General features: G+C 60.3%; 14 protein-coding genes. 9 read left to right on the plus strand and 5 right to left on the minus strand.

Annotated features, from left to right (window positions below; all coding sequences use genetic code 11):
- Positions 1-29 precede the first annotated feature (29 nt).
- A complete protein-coding gene (locus Q1A32_RS14565; protein WP_299654556.1) occupies positions 30-728 on the minus strand; it encodes a DUF3592 domain-containing protein in 699 nt (232 codons plus the stop codon).
- A 154-nt stretch (positions 729-882) separates the two neighbouring features.
- Here Q1A32_RS14565 and Q1A32_RS14570 point away from each other — a divergent pair, with 154 nt between their 5' ends.
- Positions 883-3,975 (plus strand): valine--tRNA ligase, encoded by a 3,093-nt coding sequence (locus Q1A32_RS14570; protein ID WP_299654559.1) that lies wholly within the window; start codon positions 883-885, stop codon positions 3,973-3,975.
- A 222-nt stretch (positions 3,976-4,197) separates the two neighbouring features.
- Here the strand turns inward: Q1A32_RS14570 and Q1A32_RS14575 are convergent, their stop codons facing one another.
- Positions 4,198-4,992: a crotonase/enoyl-CoA hydratase family protein gene (locus tag Q1A32_RS14575; protein WP_299654562.1), complete on the minus strand. Its 795-nt coding sequence runs from the start codon at positions 4,990-4,992 to the stop codon at positions 4,198-4,200.
- 103 nt (positions 4,993-5,095) lie between these two features.
- On the opposite strand from Q1A32_RS14575, the gene Q1A32_RS14580 reads away from it, so the two are divergent.
- Both Q1A32_RS14580 and Q1A32_RS14585 read left to right on the plus strand, forming a co-directional pair.
- Complete coding sequence (locus tag Q1A32_RS14580; RefSeq protein ID WP_299654565.1) at positions 5,096-6,199, plus strand: pyridoxal phosphate-dependent aminotransferase; 1,104 nt, start codon at positions 5,096-5,098, stop codon at positions 6,197-6,199.
- Between the two features lie 56 nt (positions 6,200-6,255).
- Positions 6,256-6,474 carry a hypothetical protein gene (locus Q1A32_RS14585; protein ID WP_299654568.1) on the plus strand — a complete coding sequence of 73 codons (219 nt, stop codon included), beginning with the start codon at positions 6,256-6,258 and terminating at the stop codon, positions 6,472-6,474.
- 16 nt (positions 6,475-6,490) lie between these two features.
- Here the strand turns inward: Q1A32_RS14585 and Q1A32_RS14590 are convergent, their stop codons facing one another.
- On the minus strand, positions 6,491-7,699 hold the full coding sequence (locus Q1A32_RS14590; RefSeq protein ID WP_299654571.1) for an alanine--glyoxylate aminotransferase family protein: 1,209 nt from the start codon (positions 7,697-7,699) through the stop codon (positions 6,491-6,493).
- A gap of 185 nt (positions 7,700-7,884) precedes the next feature.
- On the opposite strand from Q1A32_RS14590, the gene Q1A32_RS14595 reads away from it, so the two are divergent.
- Positions 7,885-9,753, plus strand: coding sequence for an ABC transporter ATP-binding protein (locus Q1A32_RS14595; RefSeq protein ID WP_299654574.1), 1,869 nt, complete (start codon positions 7,885-7,887; stop codon positions 9,751-9,753).
- Here Q1A32_RS14595 and Q1A32_RS14600 read toward each other — a convergent pair.
- Positions 9,750-10,418, minus strand: a complete 669-nt coding sequence (locus tag Q1A32_RS14600; RefSeq protein ID WP_299654577.1) for a TIGR04283 family arsenosugar biosynthesis glycosyltransferase — start codon at positions 10,416-10,418, stop codon at positions 9,750-9,752. The two genes, Q1A32_RS14595 and Q1A32_RS14600, sit on opposite strands and share 4 nt — an antisense overlap.
- A gap of 67 nt (positions 10,419-10,485) precedes the next feature.
- Between Q1A32_RS14600 and Q1A32_RS14605 the strand changes: the two genes are divergently transcribed.
- From Q1A32_RS14605 to Q1A32_RS14620, 4 genes are all read left to right on the plus strand, one after another.
- Positions 10,486-11,223, plus strand: a complete 738-nt coding sequence (locus Q1A32_RS14605; protein WP_299654580.1) for a folate-binding protein YgfZ — start codon at positions 10,486-10,488, stop codon at positions 11,221-11,223.
- A 181-nt stretch (positions 11,224-11,404) separates the two neighbouring features.
- Positions 11,405-12,031, plus strand: coding sequence for a YdcF family protein (locus Q1A32_RS14610; protein ID WP_299654583.1), 627 nt, complete (start codon positions 11,405-11,407; stop codon positions 12,029-12,031).
- Between the two features lie 143 nt (positions 12,032-12,174).
- A complete protein-coding gene (locus Q1A32_RS14615) occupies positions 12,175-13,137 on the plus strand; it encodes a Gfo/Idh/MocA family protein (RefSeq protein WP_299654586.1) in 963 nt (320 codons plus the stop codon).
- 171 nt (positions 13,138-13,308) lie between these two features.
- Positions 13,309-14,589: a tetratricopeptide repeat protein gene (locus Q1A32_RS14620; RefSeq protein ID WP_299654589.1), complete on the plus strand. Its 1,281-nt coding sequence runs from the start codon at positions 13,309-13,311 to the stop codon at positions 14,587-14,589.
- A gap of 62 nt (positions 14,590-14,651) precedes the next feature.
- On the opposite strand, the gene Q1A32_RS14625 is transcribed toward Q1A32_RS14620, so the two are convergent.
- Complete coding sequence (locus Q1A32_RS14625) at positions 14,652-15,239, minus strand: YceI family protein (protein WP_299654592.1); 588 nt, start codon at positions 15,237-15,239, stop codon at positions 14,652-14,654.
- Positions 15,240-15,363: 124 nt separating this feature from the next.
- Between Q1A32_RS14625 and Q1A32_RS14630 the strand changes: the two genes are divergently transcribed.
- Positions 15,364-16,095, plus strand: a complete 732-nt coding sequence (locus Q1A32_RS14630; RefSeq protein WP_299654595.1) for an endonuclease/exonuclease/phosphatase family protein — start codon at positions 15,364-15,366, stop codon at positions 16,093-16,095.
- The last annotated feature ends 32 nt before the right edge of the window (positions 16,096-16,127 follow it).

Raw genomic sequence — 16,127 nt, forward strand, 5'->3', positions numbered from 1 at the left:
TCGCGTGCACAGCCCATGTCCAGCACCAGTTACGACGTGGGCTTGCCCTCATCCGGCACAGTGGGCGAGTTTGCACGTGGTCCGACATCGCCAACCCACCATGTCTTGCCTCGGCTGTCGCGAAAAACTGAGATTTCAGTCCCTGTCGGGTAAGCGTCGTACCGACGGGAACTCGTAGAACTTATACTTTTCCTAACCGCTCCGGTCACGTCACGCCATCGCAGCCAATAGGCTTCAGAATTGTGTCCTATCCCTTCGACACGCACAGTTTCGATCTCTCCAAAGTCCCGTGCCGCCATCGCACTACGGACGTGCGCAAAGGTCCACCAAAGTGCCACAAGCCCAGCGACCGACAGGACCAGGCCAAGTCGTAAAACCCATTGGCCGACAGTAAAGTTTCTACCAACGAAGACCTCAATTTGGCTTGGATTGCCCCCCAAAACATGGATCATCTGCGTGGCGCTTTCGGCCAGCTTGTCATACGCACCAAACGGGACAGCAACCTCTGTTGACAAGACTTCTCCTTCAAAATCATAGCGGAGGGTCACGAAGTACTCTGTGACCGATTGCTCGTCGTGGTGCACCCGTTCAACGCGACGGTCCACCACGTCAGCTTGCGCAATAATGCCGTTTGCTTCGAATGGACCAAACTGCTGAAGAAGCGAAGCACCTGCCGCCGTAAGAACCAGCCCAATACAAACCAAAGTGATAGGGGCGGAGGCGGTCATACCCCACCACAGCTTCTAAAACCCCGGCGCTGGTCCGTTCGTATTATCTCTCATGTCGCAACCTTAACCGACGTCCGCAGCCCCCAAAACCCCCCTTTCCTTCACCCCCCCGCCCCGCTATCTCACCGCCCAAGCAATCAAGGGGGCCACCACCATGGCACTGGGCAAATTCAACGCAAAAGAGGCCGAAGCCCGCATCTACGCGGACTGGGAAGCCGCAGGCTGTTTCAAGGCGGGCGCCAACGCGCGCACGGACGCGGCCACCTACTGCGTGATGATCCCGCCGCCCAATGTCACGGGCGTCCTGCACATGGGCCACGCCTTCAACAACACGCTGCAGGACATCCTGACGCGCTGGCACCGCATGCGCGGCTTCGACACGCTCTGGCAGCCCGGCACCGACCACGCAGGCATCGCCACGCAAATGGTCGTCGAACGGCGCTTGGCTGAAACCCAGCAGCCGTCGCGGACAGAACTGGGGCGCGAGGCGTTCACCCAGAAAATCTGGGAATGGAAGGCGGAAAGCGGCGGCACCATCCGCGACCAGCTCAAGCGCCTCGGCGCCTCCTGCGACTGGTCGCGCGAAGCGTTCACCATGTCCGGCGCCCCGGGTGCACCCGCAGGGAACGAGGGCAACTTCCACGACGCCGTCATCAAGGTCTTTGTCGAGATGTACAACAAGGGCCTGATCTACCGCGGCAAGCGGCTGGTCAACTGGGACCCGCATTTTGAAACCGCCATCTCCGACCTCGAAGTCGAAAACATCGAAGTCCCCGGCCACATGTGGCACTTCAAATACCCGCTCGCAGGGGGTGAGACCTACGCCTACGTCGAAAAGGACGAGGACGGAAACGTCACGCTGGAAGAGACGCGTGACTACATCTCCATCGCCACCACGCGCCCCGAAACCATGCTGGGCGACGGGGCCGTTGCGGTTCACCCATCGGATGAACGCTACGCCCCAATCGTCGGAAAACTATGCGAAATCCCGGTCGGCCCGAAAGAGCATCGCCGCCTGATCCCGATCATCACCGACGACTACCCCGACCCCGACTTCGGCTCGGGCGCGGTGAAAATCACCGGGGCCCACGACTTCAACGACTATCAGGTCGCCAAACGCGGCGGCATCCCGATGTACAACCTGATGGACACAAAGGCGAACATGCGGGCCGACGGGCGACCTTACGCCGAAGAAGCCGCCGTGGCCCAAGCCATCGCGAACGGTGAACAGGTGTTCGACGAGGCCATGATCGCGGCCATGAACCTCGTCCCGGATGAATATCGCGGCCTCACCCGCGAAGACACCCGCAAACGTGTCGTTGCCGACATCACGGCCGAAGGCAACGCGGTCATGATCCCCAACCCGGACTATGACGCCGAGGCCGAGGAAGACCCCGACCGTAGGGTGGGCAATCTGCCCACCATCCCCATGGTCGAGTCTAAACCCATCATGCAGCCCTTCGGCGACCGCTCCAAAGTCGTCATCGAGCCCCTGCTCACCGACCAATGGTTCGTGGACACCGCCAAGATCGTCGGCCCCGCACTCGACGCGGTCAAGAACGGCGATGTCAAAATCCTGCCCGAGAGCGGAGAGAAGGTCTATTACCACTGGCTCGAAAACATCGAACCTTGGTGCATCTCGCGTCAACTCTGGTGGGGACATCAGATCCCGGTTTGGTATGGGCCATCAGTTTCAAAAACCGCGCATCGAGGCAACGGCTTCAGCGCGACGCAAGACATGCTCGACTATCAGAATCCGACCGCATTCTGCGCCGCAACTTTTGAGGATGCGAAAAAGAAAGCCCTTGGATACTATCAGTCAGAACTGATCGACCCGTCCCAAGTTTCATTGGACGACGACGGCGAAAAACTGGTTCTAATCGACGAAGCCGATGATCTGGTTGATGCGGTGCAAATGTCGAACGCAGGCATTCAACTATACCGCGACCCCGACGTCCTCGACACATGGTTCTCCTCCGGCCTCTGGCCCATCGGCACCCTCGGCTGGCCCGAGGACACGCCCGAACTGCAAAAATACTTCCCGACCTCTGACCTCATCACCGGCCAGGACATCCTGTTCTTCTGGGTCGCCCGCATGATGATGATGCAACTGGCTGTCACCGACAAAGTCCCCTTCGACACCGTCTACCTCCACGGCCTTGTCCGCGACGCCAAGGGCAAGAAGATGTCGAAATCCACCGGCAACGTCATGGACCCGCTCGATTTGATCGAGGAATACGGCGCCGACGCCCTGCGCTTCTCCTCCGCCGCCATGGCGTCGCTCGGCGGCACGCTCAAACTCGACACCCAGCGCATCGCGGGCTACCGCAACTTCGGCACCAAACTCTGGAACGCCGCCAGCTACGGCGACATGCGCGGCACCTTCGACGTGCCCCACAGCGCCGACATCCCCGAAACCAACCACCCGCTCAACCGCTGGATCAAAGGCGAAATCGCCAAGACGCGGCAGACCGTCGATCAGGCCCTCACCGACTACCGCTTCAACGACGCGGCCAGCGCGCTCTATGCTTTCACCTGGAACACGTTCTGCGACTGGTACCTCGAATTCACCAAGCCGATCTTCGACGAGGGCACACCAGAGGAAATCGAGGAAACCAAGGCCACCTACGCCTGGGCACTCGATCAATGCCTGATCCTGCTGCACCCGATCATGCCCTTCATCACCGAAGAACTGTGGCAGCAAAAACAGCGCCCCAAACGCCTGATCCACGCCGACTGGCCCACCTACACCACCGACATGGTGGATGCGGAAGCTGACGCAGAACTCAACTGGGTCATCAAACTGATCGAAGCCATCCGCTCCGCCCGCGCCCAGATGCACGTGCCCGCCGGGGCCTACGTGCCGTGCGTGGTCAAAGGGTTCGAGCCAGAGGCCAAGGTGGCCTATGACCGCAACAAGGCGCTCATCCACCGCTTCGCCCGGCTTGAGTCGCTCGAAGACGTCACCGACTTCCCCAAAGGCACCGTTGCCCTCGCCGTCTCCGGCGGCACCTTCGGCCTGCCGCTTGCCGACGTCATCGACGTGGGCGAAGAAATCGCCCGGCTCGAAAAAACCCTCGGCAAGTTGGCCAAGGAACTCGGCGGCCTGCGCGGTCGGCTCAAAAACCCGAAATTCGCCCAAAGCGCCCCGCCCGAAGTGGTCGAAGAAACCAAAGCCAACCTCGCCCTGCGCGAAGAGGAAGAGGCCAAACTTCAAGAAGCTCTCACCCGCCTCAAGGAACTCTGATCCCTTCTTTCGGCCAAAAATATCCCGGGGGTTTGGGGGCTGGCCCCCAACCACAAAAATGAATCGCGTCGCGAAGCGCCCTTTGGATCACCGCACGTTGCGTTAACCCCCAAACATCCGCTCGTTGGGGGTGCACAGGGGGTGTACGCATGGTGCACGGGGGGTGACACCCTATGCAGCGGCGTCAACCTCCATGAAAACAAGGTAAATGCACGGCGCGACTCACCCCTTGAACACGGGCGCCCGCTTCTGAATTTGCGCGGCCACCACTTCCATTTGTTCGGCCGTGCCCATCAATCCGGCTTGCACGCGGCTTTCCTCCAGCAACACATCATCCTGCGCATGGGTCTCGGCATATCCAATCAATGCCTTCGCCGCTCGCAAGGCTGCCGGGGACTTCAACGTCAACGCCTCCGCCAGATCCATGGCCGCAGCCACAGGATCGTCCGCCAACTCGGTCACCAACCCCCAAGCCTCTGCTTTCTCAGCAGAAACAGGCTCAGCTGTATAGGTCAGCTTGCGCAAAACATCTGACCGCACAAGACGCGGCAACAACACCATGCCGCCCATATCCGGCACAATCCCCCACTTCATCTCCATCACGGCAAACCGCGCATCCCGCGCTGCAATCCGAATATCCGCGCCCAGCGCCAATTGCATACCTGCGCCAAAACACACCCCATGCACCGCAGCAATCACAGGCACGGGAACACGGGTCCATACCATGGCCACCTCCTGCCACTGGTTCGTGGTACCCTCCCCATGGGTCCGCGGCATCAGTAACTCATTGGGATCCTGACCAATCATGGCCCCCAAGCCCCCCACATCAATGCCCGCACAGAACCCCTTGCCCTCTCCGGAAATCACGCAGACCCGCGCGTCAGATGCCGCCACGTCTTTGCCCGCTGCGATGATGCCATCAATCATCGCCTGATCCACGGCATTCATCTTGTCGGCACGGATCAGGCGCACATGGGCGATGTGGTTTTCATACGTCACGGATACGCGGTCAGACATGGGGGGCCTCCTCTGTGCAAACACCCAACCCCAAAGCCGCCCAACGCACCAGCAAAACGTAAGGGCATTGCCCACATGCCCACGCCACGCTACCCCTCGCAGCATGACCGATCTCCGCCTGACCCCGCTCGCCGCCAGCCTGCCCTCCACCGTGCCCTTCGTCGGCCCCGAAGCACAGGAGCGCGCCCGGGCTGCCGCCTTCGATGCACGGCTTGGTGCCAATGAAAGCGTCTTCGGCCCCTCGCCGCGCGTGGCAGAAGCGATGGCGAAAACCGACATCTGGAAATACGGCGATCCCGAAAATCATGATCTGCGTCAGGCACTTGCGGCACATCACGGCATCGACGCCAAACACATCATGGTGGGCGAAGGGATTGATGGGCTCTTGGGCTACCTTGCCCGGCTGTTTGTCGGCCCCGGCGATCACGTGGTCACGTCACTGGGGGCCTACCCAACCTTCAACTATCACGTGGCAGGCTTTGGCGGCACGCTGCACACCTTGACCTACCTGGATGACCACGAAGACCCGGCGGCCCTCTTTGCCAAAGCGGCTGAGACAAATGCCAAACTTGTCTACCTCGCCAACCCTGACAACCCGATGGGCACATGGCACGACGGCAAAGCACTGAAGCAAGCGCTCGACACCCTGCCGGACGGTACAGTGCTGGTGCTGGACGAGGCCTATATCGACACCGCCCCCGACGGCACGGCTCCGGTCATCGACCCGAACGATGCCCGCGTGATCCGCATGCGGACGTTTTCCAAAGCCTACGGCATGGCAGGCGCGCGGGTGGGCTACGCCATCGGCGCGGCCCCTCTGATCGATGCGTTCAACAAGGTGCGCAACCACTTCGGCATGAACCGGGCCGCACAAGCCGGGGCACTGGCGGCCTTGCAGGATCAAGCCTACCTCGCTGACGTTCTGGGCAAGATCGCAGCAGCGCGGACTCGCATTGACCAGATTGCCCAAGACAACGGGCTGACGACACTGCCTTCAGCCACCAACTTCGTTGCCATTGACTGCGGCAGCGACGGGACTTTCGCCAAAGCAGTACTCGACGGACTGATCGCGCGAGGCATCTTCGTGCGGATGCCCTTTGCCGCGCCACAAAATCGGTGCATTCGGATCAGTTGCGGCACACCCAAAAACCTGGACGCGTTCGCCACAGCCCTCCCCGCCGCTCTCAAAGACGCGAGCGGGGGCTGACAGGCCCGAATGTGGCATTATAGTCAGCGGGTGGAAGAGCAACGCCCGAGGCTGTCATGGACGATCACACCATCGGAACTGCACCGAACTACACCAGCGCCTGCATCGTGATGTTCGGGGTGAATATCACATGGATCCTCGTGGCGATTTGGGCCATCTGGGGCTTGATCGCAGCCGTATTGCTGGCGCTTGGCGTGAACCACCTGATTGCCCGGTGCAAAGTCTGGGCGGCAGAACGGCAAGCGGCCTCGATCCGGCGGGGCAAGCAGGTCTAGGGGCTAACAGCGCCGCCTAACCGGCTGCAATCACCCGCGCCGCCGCATCCAGCGCGCCCGCACCATGCGGCACATCAAGGGCCGTCAGACCGGCCTCGATCCCGCCAAGCAACCCCATGATCATCTGACCGTTCACGTGCCCCATATGGCCAAGGCGGAAAAAACCGTGCCACGCCGGGTCACCTGGTGGAGCCATGCCGAGACCGATGCCCAGGGTCAGGCCAAGGTTTTGCTCTGTCCAGTCCCGCAAGGCGGTGGCTTGCGGCGCTTCAAGGCGCAGTGCGGTCACAGCACAGCTGCGATCCCCGCGATCTGCCACGTTCAATTCGAGCGGCCCGCCATCGCCCCATGCCTCGCAGGCCGCCCAAATGGCCTTGGCGAGGGTCCTATGGCGCGCCCAAATGGCTTCCATCCCTTCGCCATGGATCATGTCCAACGCCGTGCGCAGCCCGTAGAGGTGATGGGTCGGCGCGGTGCCATTCCAGTACATGTAGAATTCTTCGGGATTGGCGCGCGATGACCAGTCCCAATAGCGGCTCACGCGGGGCATCGCGCGGCGCACGGCGTCCGCCTTGTCGTTGAAAAAGACAAAGCACATGCCCGGCGGCACCATCAGACCCTTTTGGCAGCCCGCAACCATCACGTCGGCACCCCACGCATCCATCTCGAACACGTCACAGCCCAGCGATGCGATGCAATCTGCCATCAACAGCGCAGGGTGGCCCACCTCGTCCATGAGCGCGCGCAGCGCAGCAACATCGTTTCGGATCGACGTCGACGTGTCGACATGCACAGCGAGGACGGCTTTGATCTTATGGCCGGCATCGGCGCGCAACGCCGCAGCGATCTGGTCCATGTCCCAAGGGGCACGTTTGCCAAAATCAAGGATCTGAACCTCTGCCCCCAAGCCTTCGGCCATGTCCGCCCAGCCATGACCGAACCGGCCCGTGGCAGGCACCAGAACGGCGTCACCGGGTTGAATGGTGTTGGCCAAGGCCGCTTCCCAGGCCGCGTGTCCATTGCCGATGTACATCGCAACGTGACCATCCGTGCGTGCAACGCGCTTCAGGTCGGGCACGAGGCTCGCGGAGATGTCCACAATCTCGCCCGCATAGATGTTCGGCGCAGCCCGATGCATGGCCTGCAGCACGGCGTCCGGCATGACCGACGGGCCCGGAATAGCGAGGTATTCGCGACCCGGACGACCGGAAAGTGATGATGTCATGAAAGGTCTCCGCCGTGGTGGTGTGGAACATCTTGAAGGCACCCTAGCGTGCCGCGCCGCAGCGTCAATCAATCGGCGGCGCGCGCCAAGCCGCGCTCAATGCTTGCCCCGCCTTGCCCACCACGGTAGAGCTATCGTCCATCGTCCCTTACCGGAGCGCGGCACAACGCCGACCGACACCACGTGTGACCGACAAGACACCCCCACCACAACCGACCGAAAGCTCGCGCGAACTTTTGCGCTGGATCTGGCACGGTTACCTGAAAAAACACTCCGGCCTGATGGGCATTGCCGTCCTTTTCATGCTGATCGAAGGGTCGATGCTTGGTGCGCTGGCCAAGATGATGGAACCGATGTTCGACCGCGTGTTCGTGGCCGGTGACAGTCAAATGCTGATCTGGGTTGGTGTCTTTGTGATCGGGATTTTTGTGGTCCGTGCCACGTCCTCAGTGGTTCAAAAGCTGATCCTTACGCAGGTCGCGCTCAAGACATCTGCCGCCCTGCGCATGGACCTTCTTGACCGGATCATGCTGCAGGACGGTGCCTTTCACCAATCCCATCCACCCGGATATTTGATCCAGCGTGTTCAGGGGGATGTTGGCGCTGTTGGCAAGGTTTGGCGCGCGATTATCACCGGTGCCGGGCGCGATTTCCTAGGCCTCATGGTGCTTTTTGGTGTGGCCGTAAGCGTCGATCCGGTCTGGGCATTGCTGGCCTTGATCGGTATTCCCCTGCTGGTCCTGCCCGCCGCCATGGCCCAGCGCTATGTCCGCAAACAAGCGCGCAAGTCACGCGATCTGGGCGCGGGCCTGTCGACCCGGCTGGACGAGGTTTTTCACGGTATCGTTCAGGTGAAACTGAACGCTCTCGAAGCCTATCAGGCCCGCCAATATCGCAGCCTTACAAAACGCTTCATCAGAACACAGACGAAGACGGCGTTTGGCAGCGCAGCAATCCCAGCGATGATCGACATCATCTCGGGCGTAGGGTTTATGGCCGTGATCCTTTATGGCGGGTCCGAGATTATCTCGGGCGACAAGACCATTGGCCAGTTCATGACGTTTTTCACTGCCATGGGGTTTGCCTTTGATCCAATGCGGCGGCTTGGGGCCATCTCCGGGTTGTGGCAGACGGCAGCGGCGTCGATCGAACGGGTCAAGGAACTGATGGACACGCCGCTGGCGCTGACATCTCCTCCAGACGCCAAACCCGCACCGGCAGGTGTGCCCGAAATCAGGCTCGACAATGTCGAACTGTCCTATGGCGATGCGCCGGTGCTGAGGGGCGTATCGCTCACCGCCAAACCCGGGCAGATCACGGCGCTGGTCGGCGCATCGGGCGCCGGGAAGTCCACCATCTTCAACGTGCTCACCCGCTTGATCGATCCAATGTCGGGCGCGGTTTACATCGGTGATACTTCCACAACTGATATGGATCTCGAAGCACTCCGCGGCCTCTACTCGGTCGTCACGCAAGAGGCACTGCTCTTCGACGAGACCTTGCGCGAAAACATCCTGCTGGGGCGGACCGATGTCAGTGACGAACGCTTGAAAGAGGTGATGGACGCGGCCCATGTCACCGATTTCGTTGAGACGTTGCCCGACGGCCTGAACACCCATGTCGGCCCGCGCGGCTCGGCGTTGTCAGGCGGCCAGCGACAGCGGGTTGTCATTGCTCGTGCGCTTTTGCGCGACACACCCGTCCTGCTTCTGGATGAAGCGACCTCGGCCCTCGATGCGCAATCAGAGAAGGTCGTGCAAAACGCCCTCGATCGCCTGTCAGCCGGCCGCACAACGCTGGTTATCGCACATCGGTTGTCAACCATACGCGGCGCCGACCAGATCATCGTGATGGATCGGGGCGAAGTGAAGGACACCGGCACGCATCAAGAACTGCTCGACCGTGGCGGCATTTACGCCGATCTCTATCGCTTGCAGTTTCAGGACGGCAAAACTGTGATCGACGCGCCGCTGTCGGATGTGTTCCGTGATCGGGACGAGGCCAGCCCCTCGCGTGGGTTGTTTACGCGTTTGCGGTCACGGCTGTTCGGTTAACGGCGGTATGCGGCGGCAAGCACGTCTGGGCTGACACCTGCAAAATAGCGCATTAGTGTCCAAAGATTGCGCGCGCCACGGCGCACCCACCCCTGACGGCGGTACTTCTCCGCACTGGTCACGGCCACGGCATCCAAGCCCACCAACTTGCCGCGCAACGCACGAGCAAGGGCCACGTCCTCCATCAAGGGAATGTCTGGATACCCGCCCACATTGGCATAAAGATCACGGCGCACAAGCATGCCCTGATCACCGTAGGGCAGTCCAAACACACGAGCGCGCAGATTGGCCCACGCTGCAACCACCCGGCCGCCCCTATCAAAGGCCAGCCGGAAATATGCCGCATCCCCCTGCCCCAAATGCGCTGCAACCACATCAGTCCATCCGGGCAACAGAACCGTGTCGGCATGCACAATCAAAAACCACTCGGCTCGCGCTGCCGCACAACCGCGACGCAACTGGCCACCGCGTGACGGCGCGCCATCAATGATGTTTGCGCCCCAAGCATCAGCCAACATCTTGGTGTTATCCGTCGATCCACCATCGCTTACGATCAATTCTGCAATCAGCCCGGCGTCCACACCCTCCATCAACGCCTCAAGACACGGTCCCAAGGCACCTTCGGCATTCAGCGTCGGTACAATGACAGAGATCGGTGCAGGCACCCCGGCGCCCCTTTCGGATGGTCAACGCGCTGCTATATGACAAGGGAGCGCAGGAAAAGGAACCGACATGTCCAACCGCCACATCTTTCGCCTGTCCGGGCCTGACACGCACAGCTTCCTGCAAGGGCTGGTGACCAATGATGTGAACGGGCTCGACAACGGCTTGGTCTATGCAGCCCTCCTGACGCCGCAAGGCAAATACATGGCGGACTTCTTTCTTGTGCCCGACGGCGATGCGGTCCTTCTCGATGCGCACGGGGATCAAGCCGACATGCTGCGACAACGGCTCGGCATGTATAAATTGCGGGCCAATGTGACAATTGAGGACACATCCCTGCATTTGCACCGCGGGCTGGGTGACGCACCCACAGACGGATTTGCGGACCCACGGAACTCTGAAATGGGCTGGCGCGCCTATCGCGACGCGCCCCAAACGGACGACACCACTGATTGGACCGCCCTGCGTGTGGCCCACATGATCCCAGAAACCGGCGTGGAACTCACGCCCGACACCTTCATCCTTGAAGTTGGGTTCGAGGCGATCCACGGCGTCGATTTTCGCAAGGGCTGCTATGTGGGCCAAGAGGTCACGGCGCGCATGAAGCACAAGACGACCCTTCGCAAAGGACTGGCGAAGGTCACTGTCGCAGGTGACGCCACTCCGGGCTCCGCCATCATGGCAGGTGACAGGGCCGCAGGCACCCTGCTGTCGCGCGCGGGGAACAATGCCATCGCGTATCTTCGCTTTGATCGTGCCGGAGGTGATCTGCAGGCCGGAGACGCAACCGTGACATGGGAAGGCTGAACGGCCTTTCGACGATGCCTATTAATTCAGTCCGTTTATTTGGCAACATCGATCCGGGCAAAATGCACAATCTTTTTTCAGCATTTGTGCCCAGGCAAGCCAGCGCACATGGACTTTTCAGCGTGAGTATCTTCCGGTACGTCGGTCCCAACGGGCACCTCACCCAATCGGGAGAACCACAGTGACCGATATCCGCGAAGCCGCACGCGTCCTTTGGGATTTCCATTGTGTCTATGACGATCTTGAACCTTGCGAAGTCATCATAGGTCTTGGCTCATATGACCTTCGTGTCGCTGCACATTGCGCAAACCTTTTTCACGACGGGTTTGCAGACCACATCATCTTCACTGGCGCGCGTGGAAACTGGACACGTGAACTGTTCTCGGCAAGCGAGGCGGACGCGTTCAAGGATCACGCAATATCGCAGGGCGTTCCGGCCGACGCAATCTCGCTTGAGACCCACGCCACCAATATCGGCGAGAATATCCGCTTCTGTGCAGACATGGTGCCATTGGCAAAGCAGGCCATCTTCGTGACGAAGCCACAGACGCAACGTCGGTGCCAAGCCACCGTGAAAAAGCAGTGGTCAAGCATGCGGGCGCGGATCACCGCGCCGAATACATCCTTCGAGGCGCAGCCGCTTCCGCATCACGACGAACGCGCCCTGATTTGTGAAATGGTCGGAGATCTTGATCGGATGCAGACTTACGCAACACGCGGTTTTCAAACTGAGGTCAAGGTGCCGGACGCGGTGCACCAAGCGTTTGACGTGCTCGTCAATGCGGGCTTTGTTAATCATCTCCGATAGCATCCAGTGACCGAGCGACCTCGTCCCAAGCCATTACCATGTAACGCCAAACGTCGGATCAGCGCTGAACTTATTGATCGCTCCAGCATCAACGACTATCCGCACGCGAGACTTCGCACGTTCGTCCAGATAGGCTCCCGTCCATGCGCTTTGCATTTATTGGTACATCCCATGTTCATACCCCAGATTATCTGGCGGTCTGCCACGACCTGCCTTGGGTCGAGACTGTTGGGATTGCCTGCGTGGATGAAAAGACCCGCAGACACTTGCCACATTCACCACCCGAATTCGACAGACAGCAGGATCTGCCACCGCATGACATCGCTGTTGTACTCACCGACATTCGGTCCCACGACGACGTGTGCGCGCAACTGACGGCACCCGCTGTGTTCGTCGAAAAACCGCTGGCACTGAATGGTACTCAGGCAAGCAGCATTGCACAGTCACTAAAGCTTGCTGGCACGCGCGCCGACCTCGGGTTCTTCCTGCGCCATTCCACTGCGTTCAAGACATTCGCCGAGGCCAGCCTGGATGCCAATCTGGGAGATATCCGGTTTGCCCATCTCGCCTTTGCGCATCCGGGTCTCCTCGACGGTTGGCTGCAACGCTGGCCCGCGCATCTTTCCCCGGATCGCATGGGGGGTGGTGCGTTTGCCGATCTTGCCATTCATCTGATTGACGCGGCACGGGTAATCTTGGGTCCGATTGCGGCAACCTCCTGTGATCTGGACAGAACACACTCCGCTTCGGGCGCTTGTGAACAAGGGTTCGACACCCAAGGCCAAGCCACGCTTGTTTCCGACCACGGCGCTTTAATTCATGTTTGGGCAAGTGCCGCAGCGCCGAGAGTCATGCTGTCGATGCACCTCGTCTGCGAACATGGGGAGGTTCGTCTTGAAGGTGGGCGCGTCTTGCGACGCCACCGCGAAAAAGAAGAAACAGTGCTCCACGATGGCCCGATGCCGACGCCCGCCGATGGTTTCCGCGCTTCCCTCGTCGCGCTGCGAGACGGAAAAGCGCCGATAGTCGATGTCGATGATGCTGTTCGGGCCAGCAGGCTCATGGAGAAAATACTTGCAAAATCAGACGCGCCCTACATCAGCTAGGCGGCATGGCATGGGTGGTTCGCGTTAGCCCTGATCGGGTTAGTTGTGCTGTTCCAAGCCGTATTGCAAACGATGATCACTTGCCTCATGCCCGACCCGGCCAAGAAGAAAAAACTGGATTGCCGCAGCTTCTTCCATAGGCTCGGCGCAAATTGAGTGAAGGGCGGGACCATGACACTTTGCGACAACTACGGGAATGTGATCGCCACACAAAGCTCTATCGCCCGGGACTGTTATGACCAAGGCGTGCGCCAATTTCTTGGCGCGGACTACGGCGCATGCAAGGCGTTCCAGGCATGTGTGGATGCTGATCCGGATTTTGCACTGGGTCACGCGGCATTGGCTCGCGCACTCATGATGGAAGGCCGAATGCCGGAGGCCAAGCAGGCAATCGCACGCGCTCAGACCTTGGCCAATGGCTCGGATGACAGAGAACGCGGACATCTGGCGGCTTTCGCAGCGTTGCTGGATGGCAGGCCGCACGATGCCCGAAACTTCGTGCAGGCGCATGTAAGGGACTACCCGCGCGACACGCTCATAGCGCAGCTGTGTACAAATGTGTTCGGGCTGATCGGGTTCTCGGGCGAAGTCGGGCGCGAGGCAGAGCTGCTTGCCTACACCGAAGCGCTGCTACCCCACTATGAGGGCGATTGGTGGATGATGTCGATGCACGCGCTGTCGCTCTGCGAAACGGGGCGGATTGCGGCCTCCCGGTCGCTGATGGAAAAATCTCTGGCCCTCAATCCCAGAAATGCCAACGGCGCCCACTTCTGGTCTCACGCCCAGTACGAGGCCGGCGATATCACCGCAGGGCGCGCCTATCTCTCCGAATGGATCAAGGACTACGACAGCAGAGCAGTCCTGCACGGCCATCTCAGCTGGCACATCGCCCTTTGGGCGCTGCATGATGGGGATGAGGTCGCCATGTGGGACGTGGTCGACAACGGCGTCACACCGGGTGCATCAGACAGCTTGCCCATCAATGTGCTTACGGACACGGCAGCCATACTCTATCGCGCCGAACTGGCCGGAATTTCGGTCCGGCCCGAGCGTTGGAAAGACCTCAGCGCGTATGCCGCCCGGTATTTTCCCGAAACAGGGCAAAGCTTTGCCGATATGCACGCCGCCTTGTGTCATGCCATGGCCGGGAATGGCGAACGGCTTGCCCACATTGCCGAGACGGCAAAAGGGTTCGCGGGCGATCTGGTGCGTCCGGTTGCGAGGGGATGGGGTGACATCGCGCGCGGAAATTGGACCGGCGCTTTGGAACATTTGTCCGATGTCATGGCAACGACGGAACGCTTTGGTGGAAGCCGTGCGCAACGCGACCTGATCGAACTGGCCTACGTGAACGTGTTGATGAAGCTCGGCCATAACGAGGAAGCGCATCGCACTCTCAGACTACGCAGACCTGTGCTCACCAATGCCCCACCCGTTTCCGGGATGCACTGACCTACGGTGTGTTCCCATCGTTAGGCGCACCACTGTCGGCCTATCCCCACTCCGGGCTGGGATCACTCCATCTTCATCGCTTCGGTTTCAATGTTGATGCTGACGTCATTGCCGACCAGACCGTTGTCCACCGCATAGCTCATGCCGAAGTCACTGCGCTGGATCGTGGCTGACATCGATAGGCCCAATACTTCGCGTTTGTGGCCAAACGGATATGCCGCCGCCTTGTTCAGTTTCACGTCCAGTGTCACGGGCTGGGTCACGCCAAGTATCGTCAGATCGCCAGTGACGGTTCCGGACGTGCTGTCACCGGGTGTGCCACCGCTGGCGACAAAAGTGATTTCGGGATGATCTGCTACGTGCAGAAAGTCGGCGTTTCGCACATGCCCATCGCGGGCTTCGTTGAACGTGTTGACCGATCCGGCGTTGATCGTCACCGCAACATCGCCCAGTTCCTGCGTATCCGCGTCATACTTGAAGCTGCCATTGAGTTCCGTAAATATCCCCAACGTCTTGGCATAGCCGATGTGGTCCACGGTAAAGTAAATGGCGGTGTGTTCCGTATCCAGCTCATAGCGCGCCATATCGGCGTGGGCCGTTGCGGCAAGGGTTGTAACGAGGGTTGTCGTGGCAAGGAATGTGCGCATCATGTCATTTGTCCTGTTTTGCGCGCGATGACCCTTGGCCGGGCAAAGTGACGCCTTTAGGGGACGCGCGGTCTAAATGTGGTACCCGCAATATAGGGCGTCAGAACAATAATGCAGGTTTGATCGGATGCAGGCTGGGCAGCTTCGATGTGCAACGTGGAATGTGCACCGCGCAAAGGGGCGCGATGGCAAGGTCGATCCGCACCGCGTCGTAGATGCGATTGATCAGGGTTTAGCGCCCCTGAACATGGACATTCTCGCCTTGCAGGAAGCGGACGGGGAATGCCGCCCCCATGCGCGAATCTTCGACATGCAAGACATCGCCGCGCGCACGGGGCTGGAGTATATTCATGACCCCGCCATGCGATGGGGGTCCGACAGCGACGGCTTTTTGGGCACCATTCTGTTTCTCGCGCCATCCCTGCCACGCCTCCACGCAGACCTGATCGATCTGCCGGGTCATTGTCATCGCGGGGCCGTAGCGGTCGAAACGCGGTGCGGGAACCGTCCTGTGCGTATCATGTCAACGCATCTATCTTTGTCCCAGCCCTTGCGCATCATTCAGATGCGGGTCATCGGCCAGTACCTGCGCCGTCGCCCGCAGATGCAGACCATTCTGCTGGGGGACCTGAACGAATGGCGGCATTGGGGTGGGCTGATGTTCAACCGCAGGCTGGTTGGCACCGCACTTCGCGGGCCGGTGCGGCCCACCTTTCCAAGCACAAGGCCGCTGTTACCTCTGGACCGGATCATGACGGATGCTCCGGGAGAAGTGCACCAGATGCGCGCGGTAAAAACGCCCAAGATCGCAGTGGCGTCCGACCATCTTCCGCTGGAGGCTATTGTCACAGTTCCGTGACATGGTTGAATATTCCGTGCGGCCAAGTGTTA

The sequence above is a fragment of the uncultured Tateyamaria sp. genome (assembly GCF_947503415.1).
GTDB lineage: Bacteria > Pseudomonadota > Alphaproteobacteria > Rhodobacterales > Rhodobacteraceae > Tateyamaria.